The 21,957-nt window shown below is 69.1% G+C and carries 20 protein-coding genes; 7 read left to right on the top strand and 13 right to left on the bottom strand.

Translation table 11 applies throughout. From position 1 onward, the window contains the following. Nucleotides 1–7 precede the first annotated feature (7 nt). From ACGFH6_RS03065 to ACGFH6_RS03055, 3 genes are read right to left on the bottom strand one after another with little or no spacing between them, the layout of a single operon-like run. Nucleotides 8–1,648: a DNA repair helicase XPB gene (locus ACGFH6_RS03065; RefSeq protein WP_393380007.1), complete on the bottom strand. Its 1,641-nt coding sequence runs from the start codon at nucleotides 1,646–1,648 to the stop codon at nucleotides 8–10. A gap of 59 nt (nucleotides 1,649–1,707) precedes the next feature. Continuing rightward, nucleotides 1,708–3,993 carry a helicase-associated domain-containing protein gene (locus ACGFH6_RS03060; protein WP_393380005.1) on the bottom strand — a complete coding sequence of 762 codons (2,286 nt, stop codon included), beginning with the start codon at nucleotides 3,991–3,993 and terminating at the stop codon, nucleotides 1,708–1,710. 43 nt (nucleotides 3,994–4,036) lie between these two features. Then, nucleotides 4,037–4,819 (bottom strand): GNAT family N-acetyltransferase, encoded by a 783-nt coding sequence (locus ACGFH6_RS03055; RefSeq protein WP_393380003.1) that lies wholly within the window; start codon nucleotides 4,817–4,819, stop codon nucleotides 4,037–4,039. 108 nt (nucleotides 4,820–4,927) lie between these two features. Between ACGFH6_RS03055 and ACGFH6_RS03050 the strand changes: the two genes are divergently transcribed. Then, a complete protein-coding gene (locus ACGFH6_RS03050; RefSeq protein WP_393380002.1) occupies nucleotides 4,928–5,698 on the top strand; it encodes an alpha/beta fold hydrolase in 771 nt (256 codons plus the stop codon). Nucleotides 5,699–5,723: 25 nt separating this feature from the next. Here ACGFH6_RS03050 and ACGFH6_RS03045 read toward each other — a convergent pair whose 3' ends face one another. The 4 genes from ACGFH6_RS03045 to ACGFH6_RS03030 all read right to left on the bottom strand — a co-directional run bounded on the left by ACGFH6_RS03045 (nucleotide 5,724) and on the right by ACGFH6_RS03030 (nucleotide 8,935). After that, nucleotides 5,724–6,101 (bottom strand): DUF427 domain-containing protein, encoded by a 378-nt coding sequence (locus ACGFH6_RS03045; protein ID WP_393380000.1) that lies wholly within the window; start codon nucleotides 6,099–6,101, stop codon nucleotides 5,724–5,726. Nucleotides 6,102–6,162: 61 nt separating this feature from the next. After that, entirely contained in the window at nucleotides 6,163–6,963 is an 801-nt protein-coding gene (locus ACGFH6_RS03040; protein WP_393379998.1) for a metallophosphoesterase, read from the bottom strand. Nucleotide 6,964: 1 nt separating this feature from the next. Further along, nucleotides 6,965–8,200 (bottom strand): Nramp family divalent metal transporter, encoded by a 1,236-nt coding sequence (locus ACGFH6_RS03035; protein WP_393379996.1) that lies wholly within the window; start codon nucleotides 8,198–8,200, stop codon nucleotides 6,965–6,967. 117 nt (nucleotides 8,201–8,317) lie between these two features. Further along, nucleotides 8,318–8,935, bottom strand: coding sequence for an SIMPL domain-containing protein (locus tag ACGFH6_RS03030; RefSeq protein ID WP_393379994.1), 618 nt, complete (start codon nucleotides 8,933–8,935; stop codon nucleotides 8,318–8,320). A gap of 113 nt (nucleotides 8,936–9,048) precedes the next feature. On the opposite strand from ACGFH6_RS03030, the gene ACGFH6_RS03025 reads away from it, so the two are divergent. Further along, complete coding sequence (locus tag ACGFH6_RS03025) at nucleotides 9,049–9,981, top strand: DUF6454 family protein (RefSeq protein ID WP_393379992.1); 933 nt, start codon at nucleotides 9,049–9,051, stop codon at nucleotides 9,979–9,981. A 111-nt stretch (nucleotides 9,982–10,092) separates the two neighbouring features. Here ACGFH6_RS03025 and ACGFH6_RS03020 read toward each other — a convergent pair whose 3' ends face one another. Next, a complete protein-coding gene (locus ACGFH6_RS03020) occupies nucleotides 10,093–11,556 on the bottom strand; it encodes a restriction endonuclease (RefSeq protein WP_393379991.1) in 1,464 nt (487 codons plus the stop codon). Between the two features lie 153 nt (nucleotides 11,557–11,709). On the opposite strand from ACGFH6_RS03020, the gene ACGFH6_RS03015 reads away from it, so the two are divergent. Then, nucleotides 11,710–13,332 carry an AMP-binding protein gene (locus ACGFH6_RS03015; protein WP_393379989.1) on the top strand — a complete coding sequence of 541 codons (1,623 nt, stop codon included), beginning with the start codon at nucleotides 11,710–11,712 and terminating at the stop codon, nucleotides 13,330–13,332. Here the strand turns inward: ACGFH6_RS03015 and ACGFH6_RS03010 are convergent. Both ACGFH6_RS03010 and ACGFH6_RS03005 read right to left on the bottom strand, forming a co-directional pair. Further along, nucleotides 13,325–13,666 carry an MmcQ/YjbR family DNA-binding protein gene (locus ACGFH6_RS03010; RefSeq protein ID WP_393379988.1) on the bottom strand — a complete coding sequence of 114 codons (342 nt, stop codon included), beginning with the start codon at nucleotides 13,664–13,666 and terminating at the stop codon, nucleotides 13,325–13,327. The genes ACGFH6_RS03015 and ACGFH6_RS03010 overlap by 8 nt on opposite strands. A gap of 1 nt (nucleotide 13,667) precedes the next feature. Next, complete coding sequence (locus ACGFH6_RS03005) at nucleotides 13,668–14,549, bottom strand: LysR family transcriptional regulator (protein ID WP_393379986.1); 882 nt, start codon at nucleotides 14,547–14,549, stop codon at nucleotides 13,668–13,670. A 90-nt stretch (nucleotides 14,550–14,639) separates the two neighbouring features. Here ACGFH6_RS03005 and ACGFH6_RS03000 point away from each other — a divergent pair, with 90 nt between their 5' ends. Continuing rightward, complete coding sequence (locus ACGFH6_RS03000) at nucleotides 14,640–15,809, top strand: MFS transporter (RefSeq protein WP_393379985.1); 1,170 nt, start codon at nucleotides 14,640–14,642, stop codon at nucleotides 15,807–15,809. Here ACGFH6_RS03000 and ACGFH6_RS02995 read toward each other — a convergent pair. Further along, a complete protein-coding gene (locus ACGFH6_RS02995) occupies nucleotides 15,783–16,742 on the bottom strand; it encodes a R2-like ligand-binding oxidase (protein WP_393379983.1) in 960 nt (319 codons plus the stop codon). The genes ACGFH6_RS03000 and ACGFH6_RS02995 overlap by 27 nt on opposite strands. Beyond that, the gene (locus tag ACGFH6_RS02990; RefSeq protein WP_393379981.1) at nucleotides 16,739–17,347 is read right to left on the bottom strand and encodes a TetR/AcrR family transcriptional regulator; all 609 of its coding nucleotides are present in this window, start codon (nucleotides 17,345–17,347) and stop codon (nucleotides 16,739–16,741) included. Before ACGFH6_RS02990 ends, ACGFH6_RS02995 begins: the two co-directional genes overlap by 4 nt. A 121-nt stretch (nucleotides 17,348–17,468) precedes the next feature. On the opposite strand from ACGFH6_RS02990, the gene larE reads away from it, so the two are divergent. Both larE and ACGFH6_RS02980 read left to right on the top strand, forming a co-directional pair. Next, nucleotides 17,469–18,938, top strand: a complete 1,470-nt coding sequence (gene larE / locus ACGFH6_RS02985; protein WP_393379979.1) for an ATP-dependent sacrificial sulfur transferase LarE — start codon at nucleotides 17,469–17,471, stop codon at nucleotides 18,936–18,938. Nucleotides 18,939–19,080: 142 nt separating this feature from the next. Next, nucleotides 19,081–19,464, top strand: coding sequence for a cold-shock protein (locus tag ACGFH6_RS02980; RefSeq protein ID WP_131360638.1), 384 nt, complete (start codon nucleotides 19,081–19,083; stop codon nucleotides 19,462–19,464). A 2-nt stretch (nucleotides 19,465–19,466) separates the two neighbouring features. Here the strand turns inward: ACGFH6_RS02980 and ACGFH6_RS02975 are convergent, their stop codons facing one another. After that, a complete protein-coding gene (locus tag ACGFH6_RS02975; protein ID WP_393379977.1) occupies nucleotides 19,467–20,261 on the bottom strand; it encodes a TetR/AcrR family transcriptional regulator in 795 nt (264 codons plus the stop codon). 115 nt (nucleotides 20,262–20,376) lie between these two features. On the opposite strand from ACGFH6_RS02975, the gene ACGFH6_RS02970 reads away from it, so the two are divergent. Continuing rightward, nucleotides 20,377–21,921 (top strand): MFS transporter, encoded by a 1,545-nt coding sequence (locus ACGFH6_RS02970; protein ID WP_393379976.1) that lies wholly within the window; start codon nucleotides 20,377–20,379, stop codon nucleotides 21,919–21,921. The last annotated feature ends 36 nt before the right edge of the window (nucleotides 21,922–21,957 follow it).

Genomic DNA, 21,957 nt, shown 5'->3' with positions numbered 1-21,957 from the left:
CACGTCCTCAGGCGAAGAGGTTCTCGGCGTCGACGATGGTGTAGGCGTAGCCCTGCTCGGCGAGGAAGCGCTGCCTGTGGGCGGCGAACTCGGCGTCGACGGTGTCTCGGGCGACGATGGAGTAGAAGCGGGCGGTGCGGCCGTCGCCCTTGGGGCGGAGGACGCGGCCCAGGCGCTGGGCCTCCTCCTGGCGGGAGCCGAAGGTGCCGGAGACCTGGATGGCGACGGACGCCTCGGGCAGGTCGATGGAGAAGTTGGCGACCTTGCTGACCACCAGGCGGTTGATCTCGCCCTTGCGGAAGGCGTCGAACAGCCGCTGCCGCTCCCGGACCGTCGTCTCGCCCTTGATCACCGGGCACTCCAGCCGCTCACCGAGCTCGTCCAGCTGGTCGATGTACTGCCCGATCACCAGCAGCGGCTCATCGGAGTGGTGCTCAGCGATCCGCCGTACCAGCCGGGATTTCGCCGGGGTGGACGCGGCCAGCCGGTAGCGGTCCTCGGGCTCGGCGGTCGCGTACACGAACCGCTCGGTCTGCTCCAGATCCACCCGCACCTCGACGCAGTCGGCCGGCGCGATCCAGCCCTGCGCCTCGATGTCCTTCCACGGCGCGTCGTACCGCTTCGGGCCGATGAGCGAGAACACGTCACCCTCGCGGCCGTCCTCGCGGACCAGGGTCGCGGTCAGGCCGATCCGCCGGCGCGTCTGCAGGTCCGCGGTCATCCGGAAGATCGGCGCCGGCAGCAGGTGCACCTCGTCGTACACGATCAGGCCCCAGTCGCGCGCGTCGAACAGCTCCAGGTGCGAGTACACACCCTTCCGGCGCGTCGTCATCACCTGGTACGTCGCGATGGTGACCGGGCGGATCTCCTTGCGGGCACCGGAGTACTCGCCGATCTCGTCCTCGGTGAGGCTGGTGCGGCGCATCAGCTCGTCCTTCCACTGCCGCGCGGACACCGTGTTGGTGACCAGGATCAGCGTGGTCGCGGACGCCTGCGCCATCGCGGCCGCACCGACGATCGTCTTGCCGGCGCCACAGGGGAGTACGACGACGCCGGACCCACCGTGCCAGAACGAGTCGACGGCCTGCTGCTGGTACGGGCGCATGTCCCAGCCCTCACGGACCAGTTCGATCTTGTGCGTCTCGCCGTCGACGTACCCGGCGAGGTCCTCGGCCGGCCAGCCGAGCTTCAGCAGTGTCTGCTTGAGGTGACCGCGCTCCGACGGGTGCACGAGGACGGTGTCGTCGTCGATGCGATCGCCCAGCATGGGCTTGACCTTGGCACTGCGGAGCACCTCCTCCAGGACCGGCCGGTCGGTCGTCACCAGCACCAGTCCGTGCTGCGGGTGCTTCTCCAGCCGCAGTCGCCCGTACCTGTCCAGCGTCTCCGCGATGTCCACCAGCAGCGAGTGCGGGACGGGGTAACGGCTGTAGCGCAGCAGTACGTCGATCACCTGCTCGGCGTCGTGCCCGGCCGCCCGAGCGTTCCACAACCCCAGCGGCGTCAGCCGATAGGTGTGCACATGCTCCGGCGCCCGCTCCAACTCAGAAAACGGCGCAATAGCCTTCCGGCAGTCACTAGCATCCGGATGCGCAGTCTCCAGCAGCAGAGTCTTGTCCGACTGCACGATCAGTGGGCCGTCCGTCACGCACGTCTCCTTCATCCCCGGACGGAAGCCCGTCCGACCTTCCATTGTGCCTGAGGGGATCAATCCACGGGTCGGGCTGTGGAGATGCGGTGGAGGGCGTAGGTGCGGGGGTGGTCGGTGGTGTCTTCGTAGGCGGTGAGCCAGCCGTCGGCGACGCGGACGGGTTCGACGATGCGTTCGGAGGCGGTGCCGTTGTGGTCGACGTACGAGATCCACGTGCGCGTGTGGGACTCGGCCGCGTTGGTCAGTACGGCGATGGTCTCGGCCGGAGCGGTCGGCTCGATCAGACCCTCGTCGGCGGGGCGTTCGGCGGCGATGCGGTCGCCGGCGCGGACCTTCTCGATCACCGCCTTGACCTGCTCGTCGGTGAGGTCGACCGCGCTGTCGGCGAAGTCCCGGCTGGAACGGCGACGTGGCGTGTCACCGCGACGCGTCCCGCCACTGGTGACATGGACGACCCCGTCGAACGTCTCGGCCAGCGGTGCCAGCCCCGCCTCACGCAGCCGGCTCAGCACCATGTCCGGCGGTGACGGCGACACCACCACGGTCGGCGCCAACCGCCGGAACCGAAGACCCGGCAGGTTGGAGCTGAGCAGCTGCGTCAGCACAGCCTCGTCGTCACACCGCAGGTACGTCGACGCCGTACCAAGCCGGAGTACGCCGTGCCGCCGGGCAACGTCATCGATCAGGTACGTCAGCGGCTGAGGCACCGGCGTACGTGAGTGCTCGGCCAGCCACTTGTGCAGCTGGTCCGCGGTCCGCCCGAGGTCGAAGGCACGCCGTACCGAAGCCTCGCTGAACCGGTAGACCGCCGCACCGCCATGCGACTCGACGTCGGCCATGGCGGACAGCTCGTCCTGCACGACCCGCACCAGCGGACCGGGTGCGACCGCGGTCAGGTCGGCCTGCAGCAACACCTCTGAGACCGGCTCCGGCACCAGCGGGCTGATCGCCGCGGCAAGGTCGTCCACCGTCGGCTCCGCGTCGAGCAGTGGTCGCGCATGCTGCGCCAATGCGCCAAGACCAGTCAGACCGAGCAGAGCGGCCTCAGTGATAGTCCACTCGACCAGATCGTCGCGGAACTGCCCGCCACGTCGTGGCCGATGCCACGCCACCCAGGTGACCACTGACTCCGGGGCAGGCGCCGTGCCAGCGTCAGCCCTCGACAACGCCTGCACTGTCAGCACCCGGACCTCAGGCGCCAGCAACCGCTCCAGATCCGGTGCGAGCGCGTTGATCAGCCGCTCGCGCGCAGCGGCCGTCGCACCACCACTGTCACGCCGGCCGATCAGTCCGATCGCCCGCATCCCGGTGAACCAGGCCGACACCAGCTGAGCCCACCGATGCGCGAGGTCCAGGTCCAGCCAGTCGTCGTACGCGCTGGTCGGCAGCCAGAACTCGCTCGTTCCGATCTCGGCCGCAGCAATCAGTCCGGCGGCATACGCGAACTCCAGCACCGCAGCGGTCGTATGCTCCTCCGCGCCGATCTTCCCGGCCAGACTGCGCAGCTCACGCACTCCGATGCCACCAGTCCGCAGCACCGGAGGCGGTTCGGTCCCCAGCTGCTCCAGAGCACGATCCACCTGCCGGACAAGGTCGAGCGCCGCACCAGCAGCCGCCCGGTCCGCGATCGACGCAGACACCGTCTTGCCTTCGAGCGGCGGCGGTGTCGGCCGAGTCGACGCCAGCACTCGCCCACCCCGCAGGTGCAGTCCGATCTGCCGCGGCAGCACGACGGTGTTGGCATCCTTCGGTACGACGAGGCCGCGCGCCAGCAGCCGCTCAACCGGCGTACGGGCGGAGGCGATCGTCACCGGACGCTCAGCCTTCTCCACCGACCCGGTCGGCGGACCCCAGGTCAGTTTCGCGAGCACCTCACGCGCATCAGGCCCGGCGTCCTCGATCAGCTGGTCCAGATCGCCGAAGTGCCTCGTGGTGACCGGTCCGAGCCCGGCCGGGGTCGGACCGAGCAGTTCGTGGACGGCGCGGATCGGACGCAGGTCGTCCTCCGAGCCCCACACCAACGCGAGCTTCAGCAGCTCGTCCACCCGAGGCCGGACCACCTCGACGGGCTGCGCCACGCCGGTGGCCAGCGCCGCCAGGTCCACCGGCTCCGGCAAGGCGGACAGCGACTCCAGCAGATCGACACCGAACTCGTCGAGCCGGTTGATCGCCCGCGCGGCCGACGCGTTCGTCGTGGCCCGGGCCGCCAGCTGGCCGGTATCCGCGGGGATCGGCATCGCCAAGTCCGGGCGACGCTGGAGCAGAAGACCGAGCGCGGCGTCGTCCCAGGTACGCAGCGCCTCGGCGAGGGTGCGTGGGCGGTTCCGCTCGGATGTGCTCATCCCTCCAACGGTACGGCCCCAGTCCTACCCGCGACGAACCGTGTCACTCCGCGGCCCCGGCGCTGCCGATGCGGTGGAAGCCGACGCGTTCGTAGACCGCCGCGACCGCGTCGTCCGCGGCCGACAGCAGGATCAGGTCGACACCGTGCGCGAAGGCATGCTCGGCGAGAGTGGAGGTGACGGCCGCGGCCAGTCCGCGGCGACGCATCGACGGCAGCGTGCCCACACCGACGATCTCCGTCGTCGTGCCGACCGGCTGGTGCTGTCCGCTGGCGACCATGCCGACGTCGGTGAACGCCCCGGCGCTCACGGAGATGCCCTGGGCGACCCGCGCGACGACTGCCTTGATCCGCTCGTCCGGTACGTCGGCCGCCTTCGCGTCCCGCTCCACCGGTCCGCCCGCGCCGATCGCCGTACCCGGGTCGTGGAACGCGAGCGACGCGACCGCCGAGGCCTGCCGCAGTACGGCGTCGTCCGCGGACAGGATCTCGCAGCGGGCATCCGCAGACACCGGACGGAACTCGTCGCGTTCGAGCACTAGCAGCGGGTGCTCGACCACGGTCAGCCCGGCCGCAGCCGCCGCCGGAGCGAGTGACGGACAGGTCTCCACGACCCACTCGAGACTCAGCGGGATCTCGAGCTCGGCACACCGCTCTCGCAGTACGTCGATGTCCGCGACCTCGATGACGGCCGACGAGCCCGGCACCGGACGGGCGTAGTACGGCCAGACCGTCGTACTGCGGAACAGGGTGAACGGCCCGACCTGCTCCGGGATCGCACCGGACAGCGGGGCCGCGTGGAGGTAGTCGTCGACTCTGGTGATCATCGCGACGCAGTGAATCACCAGGCCGGATCGAGCGCCAGGGATTATGTCGAACCGCAGCGGCCGGCTCCGACGTTCTGAGTGTCAGTGATGATCGAAGGAGGACGTGGCATGCAGAAAGTGAGCTCGGCGGACGGTACGGCGATCGCCTACGAGCGGATGGGGAGTGGGCCGCGGGTGATTCTGGTCGGCGGTGCCCTCTGCGACCGGAACGCGCTCAAGCCGTTGGCGGTGGAGCTGGCCGCTGACTTCGACGTGGTGACGTACGACCGGCGTGGGCGCGGCGACAGCGGAGACGGTACGCCGTACTCCGTGCAGCGCGAGGTGGACGACCTCGGGGCACTGCTGACGGCGGTCGGCGGTACGGCGGCTGTCTACGGGCACTCGTCGGGAGCCGGGCTGGCCGCGATCGCGGCGAGCACCGGACTGCCGTTCACGAAGGTCGTGCTGCACGAGCCGCCGTACGGGCCCGATGACGTCGACTCGAGCGAGGACGGCGGTCGGGTGCTCGAACTGATCCGCGAGGGCCGTGGCCAGGAGGCGGTCGAGCTGTTTCTGATGATGGCGGGCATGCCGAAGGAGGCCGCCATCGAGACCGCGGCCTTCCCTGGCATGGCAGAGATCGCGCCGACGCTCGCCTACGACTTCGCAGTGATGGACCACGGCGCACCCGGCGGCCGCACGCCGGTCCACGTACTCCGCAAGATCACGCAGCCGGCCCTGGTCGTCACCGGGACCGCGTCGCCGCCGTTCATGGTCGACGCGGCCCACCGGATCGTCGGCATCCTGCCCGCGGCCCGGCTCGCCGAGCTCGCCGACCAGGACCACGTCGTACCGCCGGAGCTCCTCGCCCCGGTACTGCGGGACTTCCTCAGCCGGTGAGTCAGCCGGTGAGTCAACCGGTGACTCAGTCGGCGACGATCTCGATCGAGACCTTGTTCGGGTAGAACGCGACATACTCGCGGATGTCCGCGACCGCGTCGTACGGCTGCTCGTAGGTCCACACCGCGTTCACCCCGTCCGCCCCGGCGGGGAGGATGCTGTAGTACGACGCGTCACCCTTGTACGGGCAGTACGTCGCGTGGTCGGTGCGCTCCAGCAGCCCGAAGTCGACGTCCTCGCGCGGGATGTACTGCACCGCGGGATAGCTCGCCTCCTGTAGCGACAGCGCCTCCCGGGTGTCCGCGATCACCTGGTCACCGAGCCTGACCACGACCCGATCCGGGTTCTTCCCGACCGTGATCGGGTGGTCCGGACCAGGGATCTTCACTGTCTTCTCCGCCATCTCAGCTCCCAGCGAGTTGACCTCAACCGTCAACTCTTCAACAACCAGGAGCGGCCGACGGTCATTCCCGCGCGGGCGCCAATTCCTCGAGCTGCACCACAAGGCACGGGCCGCCGTCGAAGGCGCCGCCGTCGATGCCGAGGACGAGGCCGTCGGCGTACAGGTTGGGGCCGGTCAGGTTGGCCGGCTCGATGCCGAGCTGGTCGGCCACGATGCTGTGGCCGTGGACGATGCGGTGGCCGCCGAGATGCTGCAGCAGGATGGTCGCCACCTCGCCACCGCTCGCGCCGCGGAATGCGTACCGCGACGTCATCCGGCGCCAGATCTCCCACCACACGACGATGTCGTCGGTGTGCAGTTCGGCCCGGGCCGCTTCGTTGATCTCGTCGATGCTGTCACCCCACTCGACGTACTCAGCGGTGTCCGAGTGCATCAGCAGGTGCCCGGCGTCCAGCGCGAGCATCGGCTGCTCGAGGAGCCAGGCGACGTCGTCCTCGGTGAGCAGTTCCTGGTCGCGGTCCTGACCGCCGTTCAGTGCCCACGACCGCTCGAAGCTGCGGGTCGTGATCCCGTCGTGCGGCACGAACTCGTCGCCGAACTTGTGCATCCCGAGCGCGAGGATCTCGTGGTTGCCGAGCAGCATCCGGATCGCTCCGTCCGGCGCCTGCTCGATCAGCCCGCGGACATAGCGCAGTACGCCGATCCCGTCCGGGCCGCGGTCGAAGAAGTCGCCGAGGAACCACAGCCGTGCGTCCTGGCCGGACCAGTTGCCGTCGGCATCCGTCAGCCCGGCCTCCTGCAGCGACGCGGTCAGCTTCTCCGGATGACCGTGGATGTCGCTGACGGCATACACCGCCGTCATGTCATCCCCGGACGGTGAGCACGATCAGTACGACGTTGAGGACGGAGACAGCAGTGGCGACCAGGCATGCCAGGAGGGTAGTCGCCCACCGGTTGGTGAAGTCACCCATGACGCGCCGGGAGGCGGTCAATCGGACCAGCGGCCACAGAGCACAGGGGATGCCGAAGCTGAGCACCACCTGGGACACGACCAGCGCGCGGCTCGGGTCGATGCCGATCGCAAGAATCAGCAGGGCCGGGATCAGGGTGACGAGGCGGCGGACCGCCAGCGGGACGTGGCGGTGCCAGAAGCCTTCGAGGATGACCGAGCCGGCATAGGTGCCGACCGAGGAGGACGCGAACCCACTGGCCAGCAGCGCGAGGGCGAACAGCAGCGCGGGGAGCTGGCCGAGACGGTCGCCGATGGCGGCGTGGGCGGCGTCCAGGGAGTCGGCGCCGGTGCCGCTCAGGGCAGCGGCGGCCACGACGACCATGGCGAGGTTGACCGCGCCGGCCAGGGCCATCGCGACGGCCACATCGATCCGGGTGGCCCGCAGCACCCGGGATTTGCCGGCGGCTGACCGGATCGTCTTCCAGTGGCGGTCGGTGACCAGGGCCCCGTGCAGCCAGATCGCGTGTGGCATCACGGTCGCGCCGAGCATGCCGGCGGCCAGGACCAGGGACTCGGTCCCGTCGAGCCGCGGCACCAGCCCGCCCACGACTCCGGCGGCGGACGGCTCGGATTGGACCGTGGAGACGACGAATCCGACCAGGACCACGGCGAGAAGCCCGATGATGGCGGCCTCGAACGGCCGCTGCCCACGCTTCGACTGGTAGACCAGCAGCCCGAACGACACCGCGCCGGTGATGGCTCCACCGAGCAGGAGCGGGATCCCGAACAGCAGGTTCAGCGCGATCGCGCCGCCGACCACCTCGGCCAGGTCGGTCGCGATCGCGACCAGTTCGGCCTGGAACCACAGCCCGGTCGAGGTGGGCCGCTTGAACTGGTCACGGCACAACTGCGGCAGCGTCCGGCCGGTCGCGATACTCGCCTTCGCCGCCAGATACTGCACGAGCACAGCCATCAGGTTCGCCCCGACCACGACCCAGCACAGCAGATAGCCGTACGTCGCGCCCGCCGCGATGTTGGTCGCGAAGTTCCCGGGATCGACATAGGCGACCGCCGCAACGAACGCCGGTCCGAGCAGGAGAAGCCCGGACCGGTTCAACTGCCGCCGCAGCGGTGCCGGTGCGTACATGGAAGAAGTTTCCACGACAGCACCGACAGCGCATACCCCTGATCTCGCTTTGAGACAGACCGAACACGCTGTGAGACAGAAGTTACAGCTCGAGCACCGTGCTCACCGCCGGAATCGTCAGGCCCAGGAGAAGTGGACTTCCAGCGAGACCTCGACGGTCTGGTCGCCGGGGCTGATGCCGATCGCCGTGTCGTACTTCGCCGCCTCGCCGCCGCGGGTCATCTCGCGGATCGGAATCTCGGCGTGGGTCTCGGAGATCGAGGTGACCGAGCCGAGGGAGTAGCCGGCCAGGGCGGCGAGTTCCCGCGCCTTGTCCCGGACCTGGCGGAAGGCGAGCTCGCGGGCGCGGGTGAGCAGGTCGGTCTTGTCCTCGACGTCGAACTCGAGCGACTGCAGTCCGAGGCTGTTGCCCACGGCATCTACGGCGGCGTTCAGCAGCCGACCGAACCCGGTCAGGTCCTTCGTCCTCAGGGTCAGCGTGTGCGAGCCGCGATATGCCGGTGACGTGCCCGGCTCGCGGTACTCGCGGTAGACGTTGACCGTGGACGTGAAGAGGTCGTCGGCGCCGACTCCCTGGTCGCGCAGGGCCGTGGTGACCGCGTCCGTCCGTTGAGCCACCTGTGACACCGCGGCTGCCACGTCCGGTGCGACGTGCTCCACGCTGAACGACACCCGCAGTACATCCGCAGCCGCGCTGACCTGGCCCGACCCGACCACACTCACCCCAGTGTCCATGAGCGCAGTCTGACACTTCCCTCGGTCATCGAGGTCTGATCATCTGGTGTCGGCCGCGCCGTCACCCGGCCGCGGCACACTGCACCATCGACTTCACGCCCAAGGAGACTCTGATGCGCAGCCGGATCCTCATCTCTACAGCTCTCGCCGGTGTCCTGCTCACCGGACTGACCACCGCCGACGCGTCCGGGAAGGACTCCGGCGTCGCCCGGGCCTTCGAGGCCACCACGCGCGGTACGGCGTGGACCCAGGTGGCGCGAGTGCCGCTGAAGTTCCCGACCTACCACCCGCAGGGGTTCGCGCTGGTGGGTGATCTGATCTTCATGACCAGCGTCGAGGTGCTTGAGGCGCCGGTGAAGTACCCGGAGCCGGTGGACGGGTACGACCGCAGCCCGGGCAAGGGGATCGGGCACCTGTTCGTGATCGACCGGCAGGGCAACCTGAAGAAGGACATCCACCTCGGCGAAGGTACGGCGTACCACCCGGGCGGGATCGACTACGACGGGCAGAACCTGTGGGTGCCGGCGGCGGAGTACCGCCCGGACTCGCGGGCGATCATCTACACCGTCGATCCGCGGACCTACCGGGTGACCGAGCGCTTCCGGGCGAACGACCACGTCGGCGGTGTCGTCCGTGACCGCACCACGGGTCTGGTCCACGGGGTGAGCTGGGGTTCACGGACGCTCTACGAGTGGACCACCACCGGCCGCCGCCTGGACGCCGTACCCAACGAGAGCCACATCCTCGACTACCAGGACTGCGACTACGTGGCGCGCGGCAAGCAACTGTGCGGCGGCGTCACCACCCTCCCCGGCCCGGCGAACACCACCTACGACCTGGGCGGCCTGGCCCTCCTGGACCTCCGCACCAACCGCATCCTCCACGAGATCCCGTTCCCCGCCTTCTCCCCAACCACCGGCCACTCCGCCACCCGCAACCCGGTCGCCCTGGAAACCACTCCTAGCAAACTCCGCCTCCTCACCGCCCCCGACGACGGCGAAAACCCCGGCGGCACCGAACTCCAGATCTACGAATCAGCTCTTTGATGTTCCGACGAACGGGTAGTACTCCGCGGCGCCTGCCTTCCTCACGCCCAGCGGGCGACTATGAGGCAGCCGGAGACTGACTACTACCCGTTCGTCGGTACACAACTCGTCTCAGCTGGCGCGGCGGATGATTCTGGCGGGGATGTTGTGGTGGTGGCAGAGGGCCAGGAGGGCTGTGCCGTCGATGAGTTGGAGGGGCTTGCCGGTGGCGAACTGGTAGCTGGTGGGGCCGAAGCCGCTGGTGGTGATGAGGATGCCCTTCGTGGCGCCGGCGTCGAGGACGGTGCCGAAGAGGTCGCGGACGGCCGACGGTGGGACGGTGCGGGTCCACAGCTTCGCCTGGACGACGAACTTCCCGCCGGTGATCGGGCGGGGATCGTAGGCGACGCAGTCGATCCCGCCGTCGGTGCCGCGGCGGAACAGCCTGGTTTCCAGGCCCATCCGGGTCAGCAGGTTCTGCACCAGGTGCTCGAACGACTCCGGGCTCAGCTCCAGCAGGTTCGGCCGGCTGTCGATCTCGCTGATCACGTCGACCGCCTCGATCGTCCGCGGATCCGCCAGGTCGAACTCGAGCACCGGCTCCACCGGCTGCAGTTCCTCGGGGTGCCGCGACACCTCCGCCGAGAAGTAGTGCCGCACACAAGCGACCGGATCCAGTTGGTCCAGCACCAGCGCCTTGAACTGCTCCCGCGTTGCCCGCAAGGTGATCAGGCACGGCCGCACGGTCCGCCCGGTCGGCAGGTCTACGGATTCGACCATCCCGTTGAACACCACCGTGTCCACCAGGCCGTACCGGTCACTCCCGAAGATCAGGTGCAACGCCCGCAACGCCAACTGTGCAACGAGTTGCTGGTACAGCAGCCGCAGTTCCTTGTCCGGCCGCGGTACCGCCAGCACCGCGTCGAGCGAACGGTCATACCGGTACGACGCCTCGGCCGGTACGACGCTCACGTCCGGCAGATCCCACTCGACCGCGAGCAACGTCGACTCGGGCACGTACCCGACCCGTCGACGGCGGGGAAAGTCGAGCGGCTCCGCCACCCGTTCCAGCGCCTTCTGGAAGTACCGGCTGACCGCCGCCCGATCCCGGTTCTCCACCGCCCGCTGGTACGCGTCGATCCGCGCATGTTGCTCCGCTGTCGCCTCGTCGAGCCGGCGCTGTTGCTCGATCTGGTCCCGCAACGCCCGAGCCACCCGCTCCCGCCGGCTCTCCTCGAACGCCCGGTGCCGTTCGATCGCCTCGGCGAAGCGATCCTCGGCGCACGCCAGCCGGCGGTTGTACCGGCGTTCGGCCCCCCACCAACGGAAACGGCCCGGCGGGTGCGGTGCGAACGCGTCCCAGACCGGCCCGGGATGGGGCTCGAGATCGCTCGGCGACGCGGTCGGCGGTGCCCGCCGGGGTGCCCGCTTCAGGGTCTGCAGGTCGGTGCCGTGAACATCGATCGCGAGGGCGTCGGACAGGATCTCGCCGAGCATCCGGACGCGTTCCTCCACCGCAGCGGTACGTTGAGCCGCCTCGGCGGTACGCCCAGGTGGCCGGTCGCTGCGGGCGTGACCTTCAACGGTTCGGCCCATCGCCTCACACCTCTCAGTTCCAATGTAACCGGCCAACCACGCTGTGCGACCGACCTGACGGAGAGTTGGTAAGGACATTGCTTGCCGTCCACCCCCTGTTTCCTGCCGCACGTGCAGTTGCAGGGGCATCTGACTCGGGCGACGATGACAGTCATGAGCCTGCCGTCGTACGCATCCGGAGTGTCCGAGGTTCCCTTGCTGGGCGAGACGATCGGCGCCAACCTGAGACGCACGGTCGGCGAGTACGGCGATCGGGACGCGCTGGTGGAGGTCCAGACCGGACGACGATGGACGTACGCCCAACTGGGCGCCGAGGTCGACGTGGTCGCGCGGGGCCTGCTCGGCCGGGGGATTGCGAAGGGTGACCGGGTCGGCATCTGGGCCCCGAACTGCGCGGAGTGGACGATCACGCAGTACGCGACCGCGATGATCGGCGCGATCCTGGTGAACATCAACCCGGCGTACCGGACGCACGAGCTGTCCTACGCGCTCAACCAGTCCGGGGTGCGGCTGCTGATCTCGGCGACCGAGTTCAAGACCAGCGACTACCGGGCGATGGTCGAGCAGGTGCGGCCGCAGTGCCAGTCGCTCGAGGAGACCGTCTACATCGGCACCGGCGACTGGGACGAACTCCGGGACGCCGCCGGCCGCGTCACCGAGGACGAACTGCACGAACGCGAAGCGGAGTTGGCGTTCGACGACCCGATCAACATCCAGTACACCAGCGGCACCACGGGTTTCCCCAAGGGCGCGACCCTCAGCCATCACAACATCCTGAACAACGGCTTCTTCGTCACCGAGACGATCGCGTTCACCGCCGAGGACCGGCTCTGCATCCCGGTCCCCTTCTACCACTGCTTCGGCATGGTGATGGGGAACCTCGGCTGCACCACCCACGGTGCGTGCATGGTGATCCCCGCCCCGGCCTTCGACCCGGCGGCGACGCTGAAAGCCGTGCAGGACGAGCGATGCACCGCGTTGTACGGCGTACCGACGATGTTCATCGCCGAGCTCGGGCTGCCGGACTTCGCCGACTACGACCTCACCAGCCTGCGGACCGGCGTGATGGCGGGATCACCGTGCCCGATCGAGGTGATGAAGCGCTGCGTCGCCGACATGCACATGGCCGAGGTCGCCATCTGTTACGGCATGACCGAGACGTCACCGGTGTCGACGCAGACCCGTCGCGACGACGACCTGGACCGGCGTACGTCGACCGTCGGCCGGGTGATGCCGCACGTCGAGGTGAAGCTGGTCGACCCCGCCACCGGCCTGGTCGTGGGCCGGGGTGAACCGGGTGAGCTGTGCACCCGCGGGTACTCCGTGATGCTCGGCTACTGGGACGAGCCGGAGAAGACCGCGGAGGCGATCGACCAAGCCCGCTGGATGCATACCGGCGACCTGGCGACAATGCGCGAGGACGAGTACGTGAACATCGTCGGCCGGATCAAGGACATGGTGATCCGCGGCGGCGAGAACGTGTACCCGCGGGAGATCGAGGAGTTCCTCTACACCCACCCCGACATCGCCGACGTCCAGGTGATCGGCGTACCGGACGAGAAGTACGGCGAGGAGCTCTGCGCCTGGATCAAGCTCAAGTCCGGCGCCGACCCGCTCGACGCCGCCGCGGTCCGCGCGTTCGCCACCGGCAAACTCGCCCACTTCAAGATCCCCAGGTACGTCCTGCTGGTCGACGACTTCCCGATGACCGTCACCGGCAAGGTCCGCAAGGTCGAGATGCGCGAGAAGTCCGTGGAAATGCTGGGCCTCAGCTGACCTCGGGGTGCGCCTTCACCAGCCGCTTGGGTGCACGCACCCGCCAGGACTCGGTCACGATCTCGCGGAGCTCACCGACGTCGAGCCGATCCAGGTGGGCGAAAACGGCGGACGGGAACGCCTTCGTGATCCAGTAGGCCTCGGGCCTGTCCTGGACGAGAGCCTCCCGGTCGTCGGTCCAGAACTGCAGGACCTCGCGCCGGTCGTCGTCCCAGCGCAGCCGGGCGAACTGACGCTTCTGGACGTCGTACGCCGGCGAGCCCTCATGCGCCTGTCCTTCGACCGCCTCGGGCAGAGCGAGTGCGATCCGGCCGACGTCGTTCCAGGTGGACATCTCAAGCGCCCTTGAGATGTACGGCGAAGGCCTGGAGGGCTGGGGTGTCTTCGCCCCGGCGCCAGACCAGGCCCAGGGCTGAGTCGGGGACGCCGGTGAGCGGGATGTTCACGATGTCGGCGCGTCGGTTGTTCTCGGCGGTGGGGCGGCAGAGCAGCATGCCACCGCGGTCGGCCGCGATCAGGGACAGGCCCTCCTGGAGGGTCGCGACCTCGGGACCTCGGTGGATCAGCGCACCGCTCGGAGTCTGCGTGGGAGCCTGCGCCTGCCGCCAGTAGCCGGGCGCGGGCTCCGAGACAGCGATGAGTACGGCGTCCGCCAGGTCCTCGATGTCAAGGGATTCGCGGTCGGCCAGGGGATGCCGGGTGGACACCGTGAGTGTCTGCGGCTGCCGGGAGAACACTGGCCCGAGCACCAGGTCGTCCTCGGCGACGGGCAGCAGGACGACCGCGGCGTCGACGGCACCACGCCGCAGCCCGCCGAACGGATCGTTCAGCGGCAGTTCGCACGTGCCGATCAGGCAGTTCGGATTCTGCGACTGGAACACCGAGACCGCTGCCAGGATCTCGTCGGTCGCCGTGCCCTGGAAGCCGATCTGGAGTCTGCCCTTCACCTGCGTCGCGAACTCGCGCGCGTTCGTCACCACGCGTTCCAGCGCGGCGTACGCCGGCCGCAGCGAGGTGAGGAAGTTCTGGCCGAGCGGGGTCAGTGCGACCCGGCGGCTGGTCCGCTCGAACAGCGGTCCGCCGATCCGGCGTTCCAGCGATTGCAGCAACTGGCTGACACGGCTCTGCGACACGTACAGGCGTTCCGCCGTACGCCCGAAGTGGAGCTCCTCGGCCAGCACCAGGAAGCACTCCAGTTCGCGGATCTCGACGCCCACGCGCACCTCCTCCGATCGATGAGCTCAGCTAATACAAGCATGATCACATCGCCGTTGTTCTGCCCCGGTGCGCGGCCGTTCAGTGGATGTATGACGACAATCTGCGCCGACCAGGTCGCACCGGCCACCCGCGGCTGGGCGCCCCCGGTGGTCATGGCCGCGACCGTTTTCACCGTGGTCACCGCCGAGATGCTGCCGGTCGGCCTGCTCACCCCGATCGGGTCGAGCCTCCAGGTCAGCGAAGGTACGGCGGGCCTCACGCTGACCGTCACTGGGGTGGTGTCCGCGCTGGCCTCGCCGATCCTCCCGTTGGTGCTCGGCAAGCTCGACCGCCGCATCGTGATGGTCGGACTGATGGTGCTTCTCGCCGCCGCGAGCCTCCTCGCGGCCGCCGCCCCGACCTTCGCCGTGCTGATGATCGCCCGCGTCCTCTTCGGCATCTCGCTCGGCGGTGTCTGGCTGTTCACGGTCGGCCTCGCGCGACGCGTCGTACCGGCGCACGCGGCCGGACCGGCGACCTCGCTCATCTTCAGCGGCATCGGAATCGCTTCTGTACTGGGGATCCCGGCCGGCGCGTATGTCGGCGAACTGGTCGGCTGGCGCTGGGCGTTCGCCGCCGTCGGCGTGCTGTCCGCAACGCTCGCCGTGGCCCTCGCGCTCTTCCTGCCCCCGCTGTCCGCCGAGAAGGCGGTCCGGCTGAGCGACGTCGCGGAAGTCCTCAAGATCAAGCAACTCCGCGTCGGCCTGGCCCTGGTCGCACTCCTCGTCACCGGCCACTTCGCCGCCTACACGTACGTGCGACCGCTCCTCGAGAAGCAGGCCGGCATCACCCCTGCCCTCATCGGCACGTTGCTCCTCGCGTACGGTGTCGCCGGCGTCATCGGCAACTTCGTCGCGGGCTCGCTCCGCCCGGCCCGTGCTCTCGGAATGATTGCCCTCGGCATCGCGACAGTCGCCGTACTCATGCCTGTTCTCGGTACGACGCTGGCCGGAGCCCTTGTATTGCTCGTTGTTTGGGGCTTCTCCCACGGCGGCACCAGCGTGAGCACACAGGCGTGGGGTCACGCCGCGGCACCCAGCGCCCCCGAAGCGTCGTCCGCCGTACTCGTCGGGGTGTACAACGGCGCGATCGCCCTGGGTGCCTTCGCCGGCGGCCAGGCCGCCGACCACCTCGGTACGACGACCGTCACCTGGCTACCGGCAGTCCTCGGCACGGCGGCCCTGATCGTGGTCCTAGCGAACCGCCGCCAGCGCGGCTGAGTCCTCCTCGCCGAAGGTGTCTTCGAGTTTCTCGGGGGAGTAGTCGAGGTCGATCCCGGCCACATCCGCGCCGACCGCGGACTCGATCGCGCCGAGGCGGCGGGTCGCGCGGTCGCCGGCGTACGTCATCAGAGCGGTCGGATTGATCTCCGGCGGGAGCGCGGGGGAGTTGTCCATCGCCCACTGGATCTGGGTGAGCGCGTGCGGGAGCAGCTCCTCCATCGTGTCGGTGACGACCTTCCAGTTGGACTCGTCGCCGGCGACGTGCCGCCGGCAGGTGAACGTGCCCCAGGCCATGTGGCGTCGTTCGTCGTCGCCGATGCGGCGGATCAGTTCCTGCATGCCGGGCAGGACTCCGCGGGAGGTGCACAGCAGGTTCCACGCGTGGTAGCCGGTCAGGGCCAGAGTCCCTTCCACCACGTGGTTGTAGGTGACGGACGCCCGGACCTGATTGGCCGGCGAAGGGTCGTCGGCCAGGGACTTCAGGGCGACCGGCAGCGCCTCGTAGAAGATCGCGCGGTAGCCCGGGTTGTTCTCGATGAAGTGGTGCAGGTCCGCGGTGACGCCGACCGCGTCCAGCCAGAGCCGGAAGACCGCGGTGTGCTTGGCCTCTTCGAAGCAGAACTGGGTCAGGTACATCTCGTCGCCGAAGCGTCCCTCGGCCGCCATCGCCTGCAGGAACGGCTGCAGGTCCTCGGTCACCGCCTCCTCGCCCGCGATGAACTGCGAGCACAGCATCAACGCGTTGTGCTTGTCGTTGTCGCTGAGCTCCTGCCAGTCCTTCGCGTCCTGGCTGAAGTCGATGTCGCGTGGGTTCCAGAACTTGCGGTTGCCCTTGTCGAACAACCGCAGCGGCAGCGCCTCCCAGTTGAGGCCACCGGACCGCAGCGAGCTGAAACCCTGCCGGTGCAGGGGATTCGTCGTCGTTGTCATACCTGTTGCCTCCTGGTCTCGGTGACACTGCTCTGACTCAAGAAGGGACTGAGGACGCGAGCGAGCTGGGCCGCCACCGCCGCCGGGGGAGGGCCTGGCGTGACGATGTGGCTCAGGACGACGCGCAACGCGACGTCCACACAGCTGCTCGCGTCCTCCGATGGCACCTCCGGCCAGTGCTCCCTGACGTGCGCACCGAGCCGGAGATGGGCCATCTCCAGCACCTGCTGCCCCCGTGTGGTCAGCAGTTGGCTGGCCTGGTCGGATCCCGGCTGGCTCAGCGCCGCCTTCACCAGCGGGTTCTCCCCGGCCAGTGTGAGCGCCCGCTCGGCCGCGGCGCGGAGGCCGTCGATCGGGTCGGACTGCTCGGCGAGCGCCGCGTTCACGTCCAGCAGGAACCGTTCGGTCTCGCGCGCCGCGACCGCCTGCAGCACGCCCCACTTGTCACCGAACTCGTTGTAGACCGTCTGCCGCGACACCCCGGTCCGCCGGGCCACCTCGGCCATCCGGAGGCCGTCGTACCCGCCGGCGACGATCGCGTCGTACGCCGCGTCGAGCAGTTCCTCACGCAGCCGGCGCTTGGTCCGGTCGGCGAACGAGTCCATGAGGCTGATGGTTTACATTTCTCCCTCAGATGTCAAGTACTCGGACACAATGTGCTCAGCTGTCAAATACGAGCCGGAATCCGCGCGCGGTCCCGCCGCCGGAACACGTAGGGTTGGGGACGTGTCAACCGCCGAGATCCAGCCCGCGCCCACTACCGCCGATGTGCCGGAACTGGTGGTCGGCTTCGACCTGGACATGACGCTGATCGACTCGCGGCCGGGAATCCAGGCCGTCTGGGACCTGCTCGCCGCAGAGACCGGCGTACGGATCGACTCCGACCTGGTGGTGAGCCGGCTCGGACCGCCGCTGACCATCGAGATGGCGAACTGGTTCCCGCCGGAGCAGATCGACGCCATGGTCGCGCGGTACCGCGAGCACTACCCGTCGCACGCGATCACCGGGAGCCTGCCGCTGCCCGGTGCGGCCGAGTCGCTGGCCGCCGTCCGCGCACTGCGTGGCCGGACCATGGTGGTGTCGGCGAAGTACACGCCATCGGTGCTGCTGCACATGCAGCACCTCGGCCTCGACATCGACGAGCCGGTCGGCGACCTGCACGGCGCGGAGAAGGGTACGGCGCTGCGCGAACACCAGGCGACGATCTACGTGGGTGACCACACCGCTGACATCGAGGGAGCCCGTGCCGCCGGAGCGGTCGCGGTAGCCGTGGCGACCGGGCCGTTCACCGCGGACGAGTTGCGTGCGTACGGCGCGGACGTCGTACTGAACGACCTGACCGAGTTCCCGGCCTGGCTGGATGCATACGTGCTCGAGCAGCGGCTGGAAGCGTTGATGAAGCGGCTTTCCGGCTACGACAAGATGGTCGTCGCGTTCAGCGGCGGCGCCGACTCGGCGTTCCTGCTGGCGGCCGCGGCACGGGCGATCGGCCCGGCCAACGTGGTCGCAGCCACCGCGATCTCGCCGAGCCTTCCCGCGGCCGAGCTCGAGCCGGCCGCCCAGTTCGCCGACAGCCTCGGCGTCCGGCACCTGACGCCGCACACGCACGAGATGGACCGCGAGGGCTACCAGGCCAACGCGGGTGACCGGTGCTACTTCTGCAAGGCCGAACTGGTCGAGACGCTGCAGCCGATCGCGGACGAGTTCGGCATCACCGCGATCGCGACCGGCACGAACGCCGACGACGCGATCGCCGGGTTCCGGCCGGGCATCCGCGCCGCCTTCGAGCGGGGTGCGCTCACACCGCTGAAGGACGCGCGGCTGACCAAGGCGCAGATCCGCGAGGCCTCCCGCAGTTGGGGTCTGGAGACCTCGGACAAGCCGGCCGCGGCCTGCCTGTCCAGCCGGATCGCGTACGGCATCCGCATCACGCCGAACCTGCTGGCCCGGGTCGACCGGGCCGAGCAGGCGGTCCGTTCCCGCCTCGCGCCGTACGGCGTCCAGAACGTCCGGGTCCGGGATCTGGGCGACGCCGCGAGCATCGAGATCGACGGCGACCTGCTGGACCGGGTGGACCACGAGCCACTCATCGCCGCGGTCGTCGCCGAGGGCTTCCCGGCCGCCCGGCTCGACCCCCGCGGCTTCCGCTCGGGCTCGATGAACGAGCGCCTGAAGGATCCGGAGAAGTACCGATGAGGTGTGGGTCCCGGGATCTGTGGGAAGCCTGCCGGATCAGATAGTTTCCCGGAGGCGCCGCGGCGCCGGTTCACGTACGCTGGGTTCCCGATCAGGCCGCCCGCCCGGTCGGTTCCGACGATTGACGACTGAAGAGGTTCCCGTGCCCGTTGGCAAGGTCAAGTGGTATGACTCCGAGAAGGGGTTCGGCTTCCTCAGCAAGGAAGAGGGCGGTGACGTCTACGTCCGGGCCGAGGCCCTGCCGGCCGGAGTGACCAACCTCAAGCCGGGGCAGAAGGTCGAGTTCGGTGTCGTCGAGGGCCGCAAGGGTGAGCAGGCCCTGCAGGTCCGGCTGATCGACCCGCCGCCGTCGGTGGCGAAGGCGATGCGGCCGAAGCCGGAGGAGATGCAGCTCGTCATCGAGGACCTGATCAAGCTGCTGGACAACCTCGGCGAGGGCTACCGCCGCGGCCGCCACCCCGACAACAAGGCCGCCCGCCAGGTCGCGACCGTGCTGCGCGGGGTCGCCGACAAGCTGGACATCTGAGCTCAGCCCTGCCGATCAGCCGGAGTCTTCCGGCCGGTGGGAGCCTTCCGGTCGGTCTGGGACTGTCGGTCGATCCGGGCCTGGATGCCGTCGAGCACGGTCCCCAGGCCGTCCCGGAACCCGTCGTCCTCGAAGTCCACTTCGAGGTCGTGCACCGAGTTCGGCTGCTGTACGCCGGCCGCGATCGCCGGGAACCGGTCCTCGGTCGCGAGCAGGCGCAGTCGCTGGTTGTAGAGCCGGCCCGCGGTCGCGGCCTCCTCGGGGGTCTGCGTCAGCATGCTCAAGGTCAGCTGCATGGTCCCGCGGACGTAGATGTTCACCAGCAGCATCGACGACAGCCTCTCGTTCGCCGTCAGCGGCGTACCGTCGAACGCCTGCAACGCCGACTCCATCCAGGTCAGCTGGTTGGGTGACAGCGGCGGCTCCGACACCGGCACCTGCAGGATCCACGGGTGCTGCCGCAGGCTGTCGCGAAACGCCTCGGCCCACCCGGTGATGCGGCCGCGCCAGTCCTGCCCGGCCACCGGTTCGGGGGCCTCGCCGAACGCCTCTTCGAGCATCACGGCGTACAGGTCGTCCTTGGAGTCGACGTACCGGTAGAGCGACATCGTGGTGAAGCCGAGCTCGGCCGCCACCTTGCTCATCGAGACCGCGGCCAGGCCGCCCGTGTCGGCCAGCCGGATCGCCGCCTGGCCGATGTCGCTCAGGTGAAACGCCGGCTTCGGCCCCGGCCGCGCCGGCCCCTCGATCCCCCACAGCTGCTGCAGCACGCGCGGCAGCTCCACCTGCTCGTCCATCTGGCCCTCCTCGGCGTCCTTCGGGATTGACTGTTTACATCATAGACAGATGTCGCTATGGTCTGTGTATGGCGCACACAGTGTGCGGCGTAAACAGATAATCCGGAGGGGCATCATGGGTCCGACAGAACGAGCGGGACGCAAGGAGTGGATCGCGCTCGGTGTGCTCGCACTGCCGCTGTTGCTGGTCTCGATGGACGTCTCGGTGCTGTACTTCGCGGTCCCGTACATCAGCGCGGACCTGGGGGTCTCGGCGACCGAGCAGCTGTGGATCTTCGACATCTACGGGTTCGTGCTGGCCGGCCTGCTGATCACCATGGGTTCGCTCGGTGACCGGATCGGCCGCCGCCGGCTGCTGATCTTCGGTGCCGTCGCGTTCGGTCTGGCCTCGGTGGCCGCGGCGTACGCGCAGAGCCCCGAGCAGCTGATCGCGGCCCGCGCGGTGCTCGGAATCGGTGGTGCGACCCTGATGCCGTCGACCCTGGCGCTGATCCGGAACATGTTCCACGACGCGGAGCAGCGGGCGAAGGCGATCGCGTTCTGGAGCGCGGTGATGATGGGTGGGATCTCGCTCGGCCCGGTGCTCGGAGGCTTCCTGCTGGAGCACTTCTGGTGGGGTTCGGTGTTCCTGATCAACACCCCGGCGATGCTCCTGCTGCTGGTGCTCGCGCCGATGCTGCTGCCGGAGTTCAAGGCCCCGACCGGTGGCCGGTTCGACCTGATCGGATCGCTGCTGTCGCTGGCCGCCGTACTGCCGGTGATCTGGGGGATCAAGGAGCTGGCGGCGAACGGAGCGTCCGCGCTGCCGGTGGTCGCGATCGTGGCCAGCCTGGTGTTCGGAGCGATGTTCGTCCAGCGGCAGCGGACCGCGGCGTACCCCATGATCGAGCTGGGGATGTTCCGCAACCTGGCGTTCAGCGGTTCGCTGGTGGCCAACACTGTCGGGACTCTGGCGCTGGTGGGCAACGCGGTGTTCATGACCCAGTACCTGCAGCTGGTGCACGGCCTGAGCCCGTTCAAGGCGGCTCTGTGGTCACTCGCTCCGTCGGTCGTGGTTGGCGGCGCGGCGCCTCTCGCGGCCTCGCTGGCTCGGCGGATCGATCGGGCGTACGTGATCGGTGGCGCCTTCGTCCTGGCTGCTGCCGGGTTCGGTGTCCTGACCCAGGTGCGGGTGGACTCCTCGCTGGCGGTCGTGCTGACCGGAGCCGCGCTGCTGGCCGCCGGTCTGGTGATGGTGATGTCGCTGGTGACCGAGGCCATCGTCGGATCGGTCGCCCCGGAGCGGGCCGGCTCGGCCTCCGCGGTGATGGAGACCTGCAGCGAGTTCGGTGGCGCGCTGGGTATCGCGGTCCTCGGCTCGATCGGTACTGCGGCCTACCGCTCGGACCTGCCGTCCGGTGTAGCGGCTCCGGTCCGCGAGGGTCTGCCGGCCGCGACCGCAGCGGCGGCCCACCTGCCCGCCCAGGTCGCCGAGACTGTTCTGGCCACCGCGCGGCACGCCTTCACCCACAGCATGAACGTGGTCGCCGTCGTCGGTTGCGTCCTTCTCCTGGTCACCGCGGTAGTCGCCACCACCACCCTGCGCGGCACCGCTGCCTCCCCGGAGCTCGTCCCCGTCTCCGAAGAGGAGGACGACCCAGAACTCCAGCCAGTCGCGTAAGCCCACCGGAGTCGTCTGACCCACTTCATAGACCAG

This window comes from Kribbella sp. NPDC049227, assembly GCF_043197265.1.
In the GTDB taxonomy this organism is placed as follows: Bacteria; Actinomycetota; Actinomycetes; order Propionibacteriales; family Kribbellaceae; genus Kribbella.
Note: the sequence above shows the minus strand (reverse complement) of the source record. Positions and strands in the feature narration are given on the sequence as shown.

Excerpts from the sequence above, each read along its gene's own strand:
- ACGFH6_RS03050 (WP_393380002.1), top strand. The coding sequence starts at position 4,928 with ATGCAGAAAGTGAGCTCGGCGGACGGTACGGCGATCGCCTACGAGCGG.
- ACGFH6_RS03025 (WP_393379992.1), top strand. The coding sequence starts at position 9,049 with ATGCGCAGCCGGATCCTCATCTCTACAGCTCTCGCCGGTGTCCTGCTC.
- ACGFH6_RS03020 (WP_393379991.1), bottom strand. The coding sequence starts at position 11,556 with ATGGGCCGAACCGTTGAAGGTCACGCCCGCAGCGACCGGCCACCTGGG.
- ACGFH6_RS03015 (WP_393379989.1), top strand. The coding sequence starts at position 11,710 with ATGAGCCTGCCGTCGTACGCATCCGGAGTGTCCGAGGTTCCCTTGCTG.
- ACGFH6_RS03000 (WP_393379985.1), top strand. The coding sequence starts at position 14,640 with ATGACGACAATCTGCGCCGACCAGGTCGCACCGGCCACCCGCGGCTGG.
- ACGFH6_RS03010 (WP_393379988.1), bottom strand. The coding sequence starts at position 13,666 with ATGTCCACCTGGAACGACGTCGGCCGGATCGCACTCGCTCTGCCCGAG.
- ACGFH6_RS03040 (WP_393379998.1), bottom strand. The coding sequence starts at position 6,963 with ATGACGGCGGTGTATGCCGTCAGCGACATCCACGGTCATCCGGAGAAG.
- ACGFH6_RS03035 (WP_393379996.1), bottom strand. The coding sequence starts at position 8,200 with ATGTACGCACCGGCACCGCTGCGGCGGCAGTTGAACCGGTCCGGGCTT.
- ACGFH6_RS02970 (WP_393379976.1), top strand. The coding sequence starts at position 20,377 with ATGGGTCCGACAGAACGAGCGGGACGCAAGGAGTGGATCGCGCTCGGT.
- ACGFH6_RS03055 (WP_393380003.1), bottom strand. The coding sequence starts at position 4,819 with ATGATCACCAGAGTCGACGACTACCTCCACGCGGCCCCGCTGTCCGGT.
- ACGFH6_RS02975 (WP_393379977.1), bottom strand. The coding sequence starts at position 20,261 with ATGGACGAGCAGGTGGAGCTGCCGCGCGTGCTGCAGCAGCTGTGGGGG.
- ACGFH6_RS03060 (WP_393380005.1), bottom strand. The coding sequence starts at position 3,993 with ATGAGCACATCCGAGCGGAACCGCCCACGCACCCTCGCCGAGGCGCTG.
- ACGFH6_RS03045 (WP_393380000.1), bottom strand. The coding sequence starts at position 6,101 with ATGGCGGAGAAGACAGTGAAGATCCCTGGTCCGGACCACCCGATCACG.
- ACGFH6_RS02995 (WP_393379983.1), bottom strand. The coding sequence starts at position 16,742 with ATGACAACGACGACGAATCCCCTGCACCGGCAGGGTTTCAGCTCGCTG.
- ACGFH6_RS03030 (WP_393379994.1), bottom strand. The coding sequence starts at position 8,935 with ATGGACACTGGGGTGAGTGTGGTCGGGTCGGGCCAGGTCAGCGCGGCT.
- ACGFH6_RS02990 (WP_393379981.1), bottom strand. The coding sequence starts at position 17,347 with ATGGACTCGTTCGCCGACCGGACCAAGCGCCGGCTGCGTGAGGAACTG.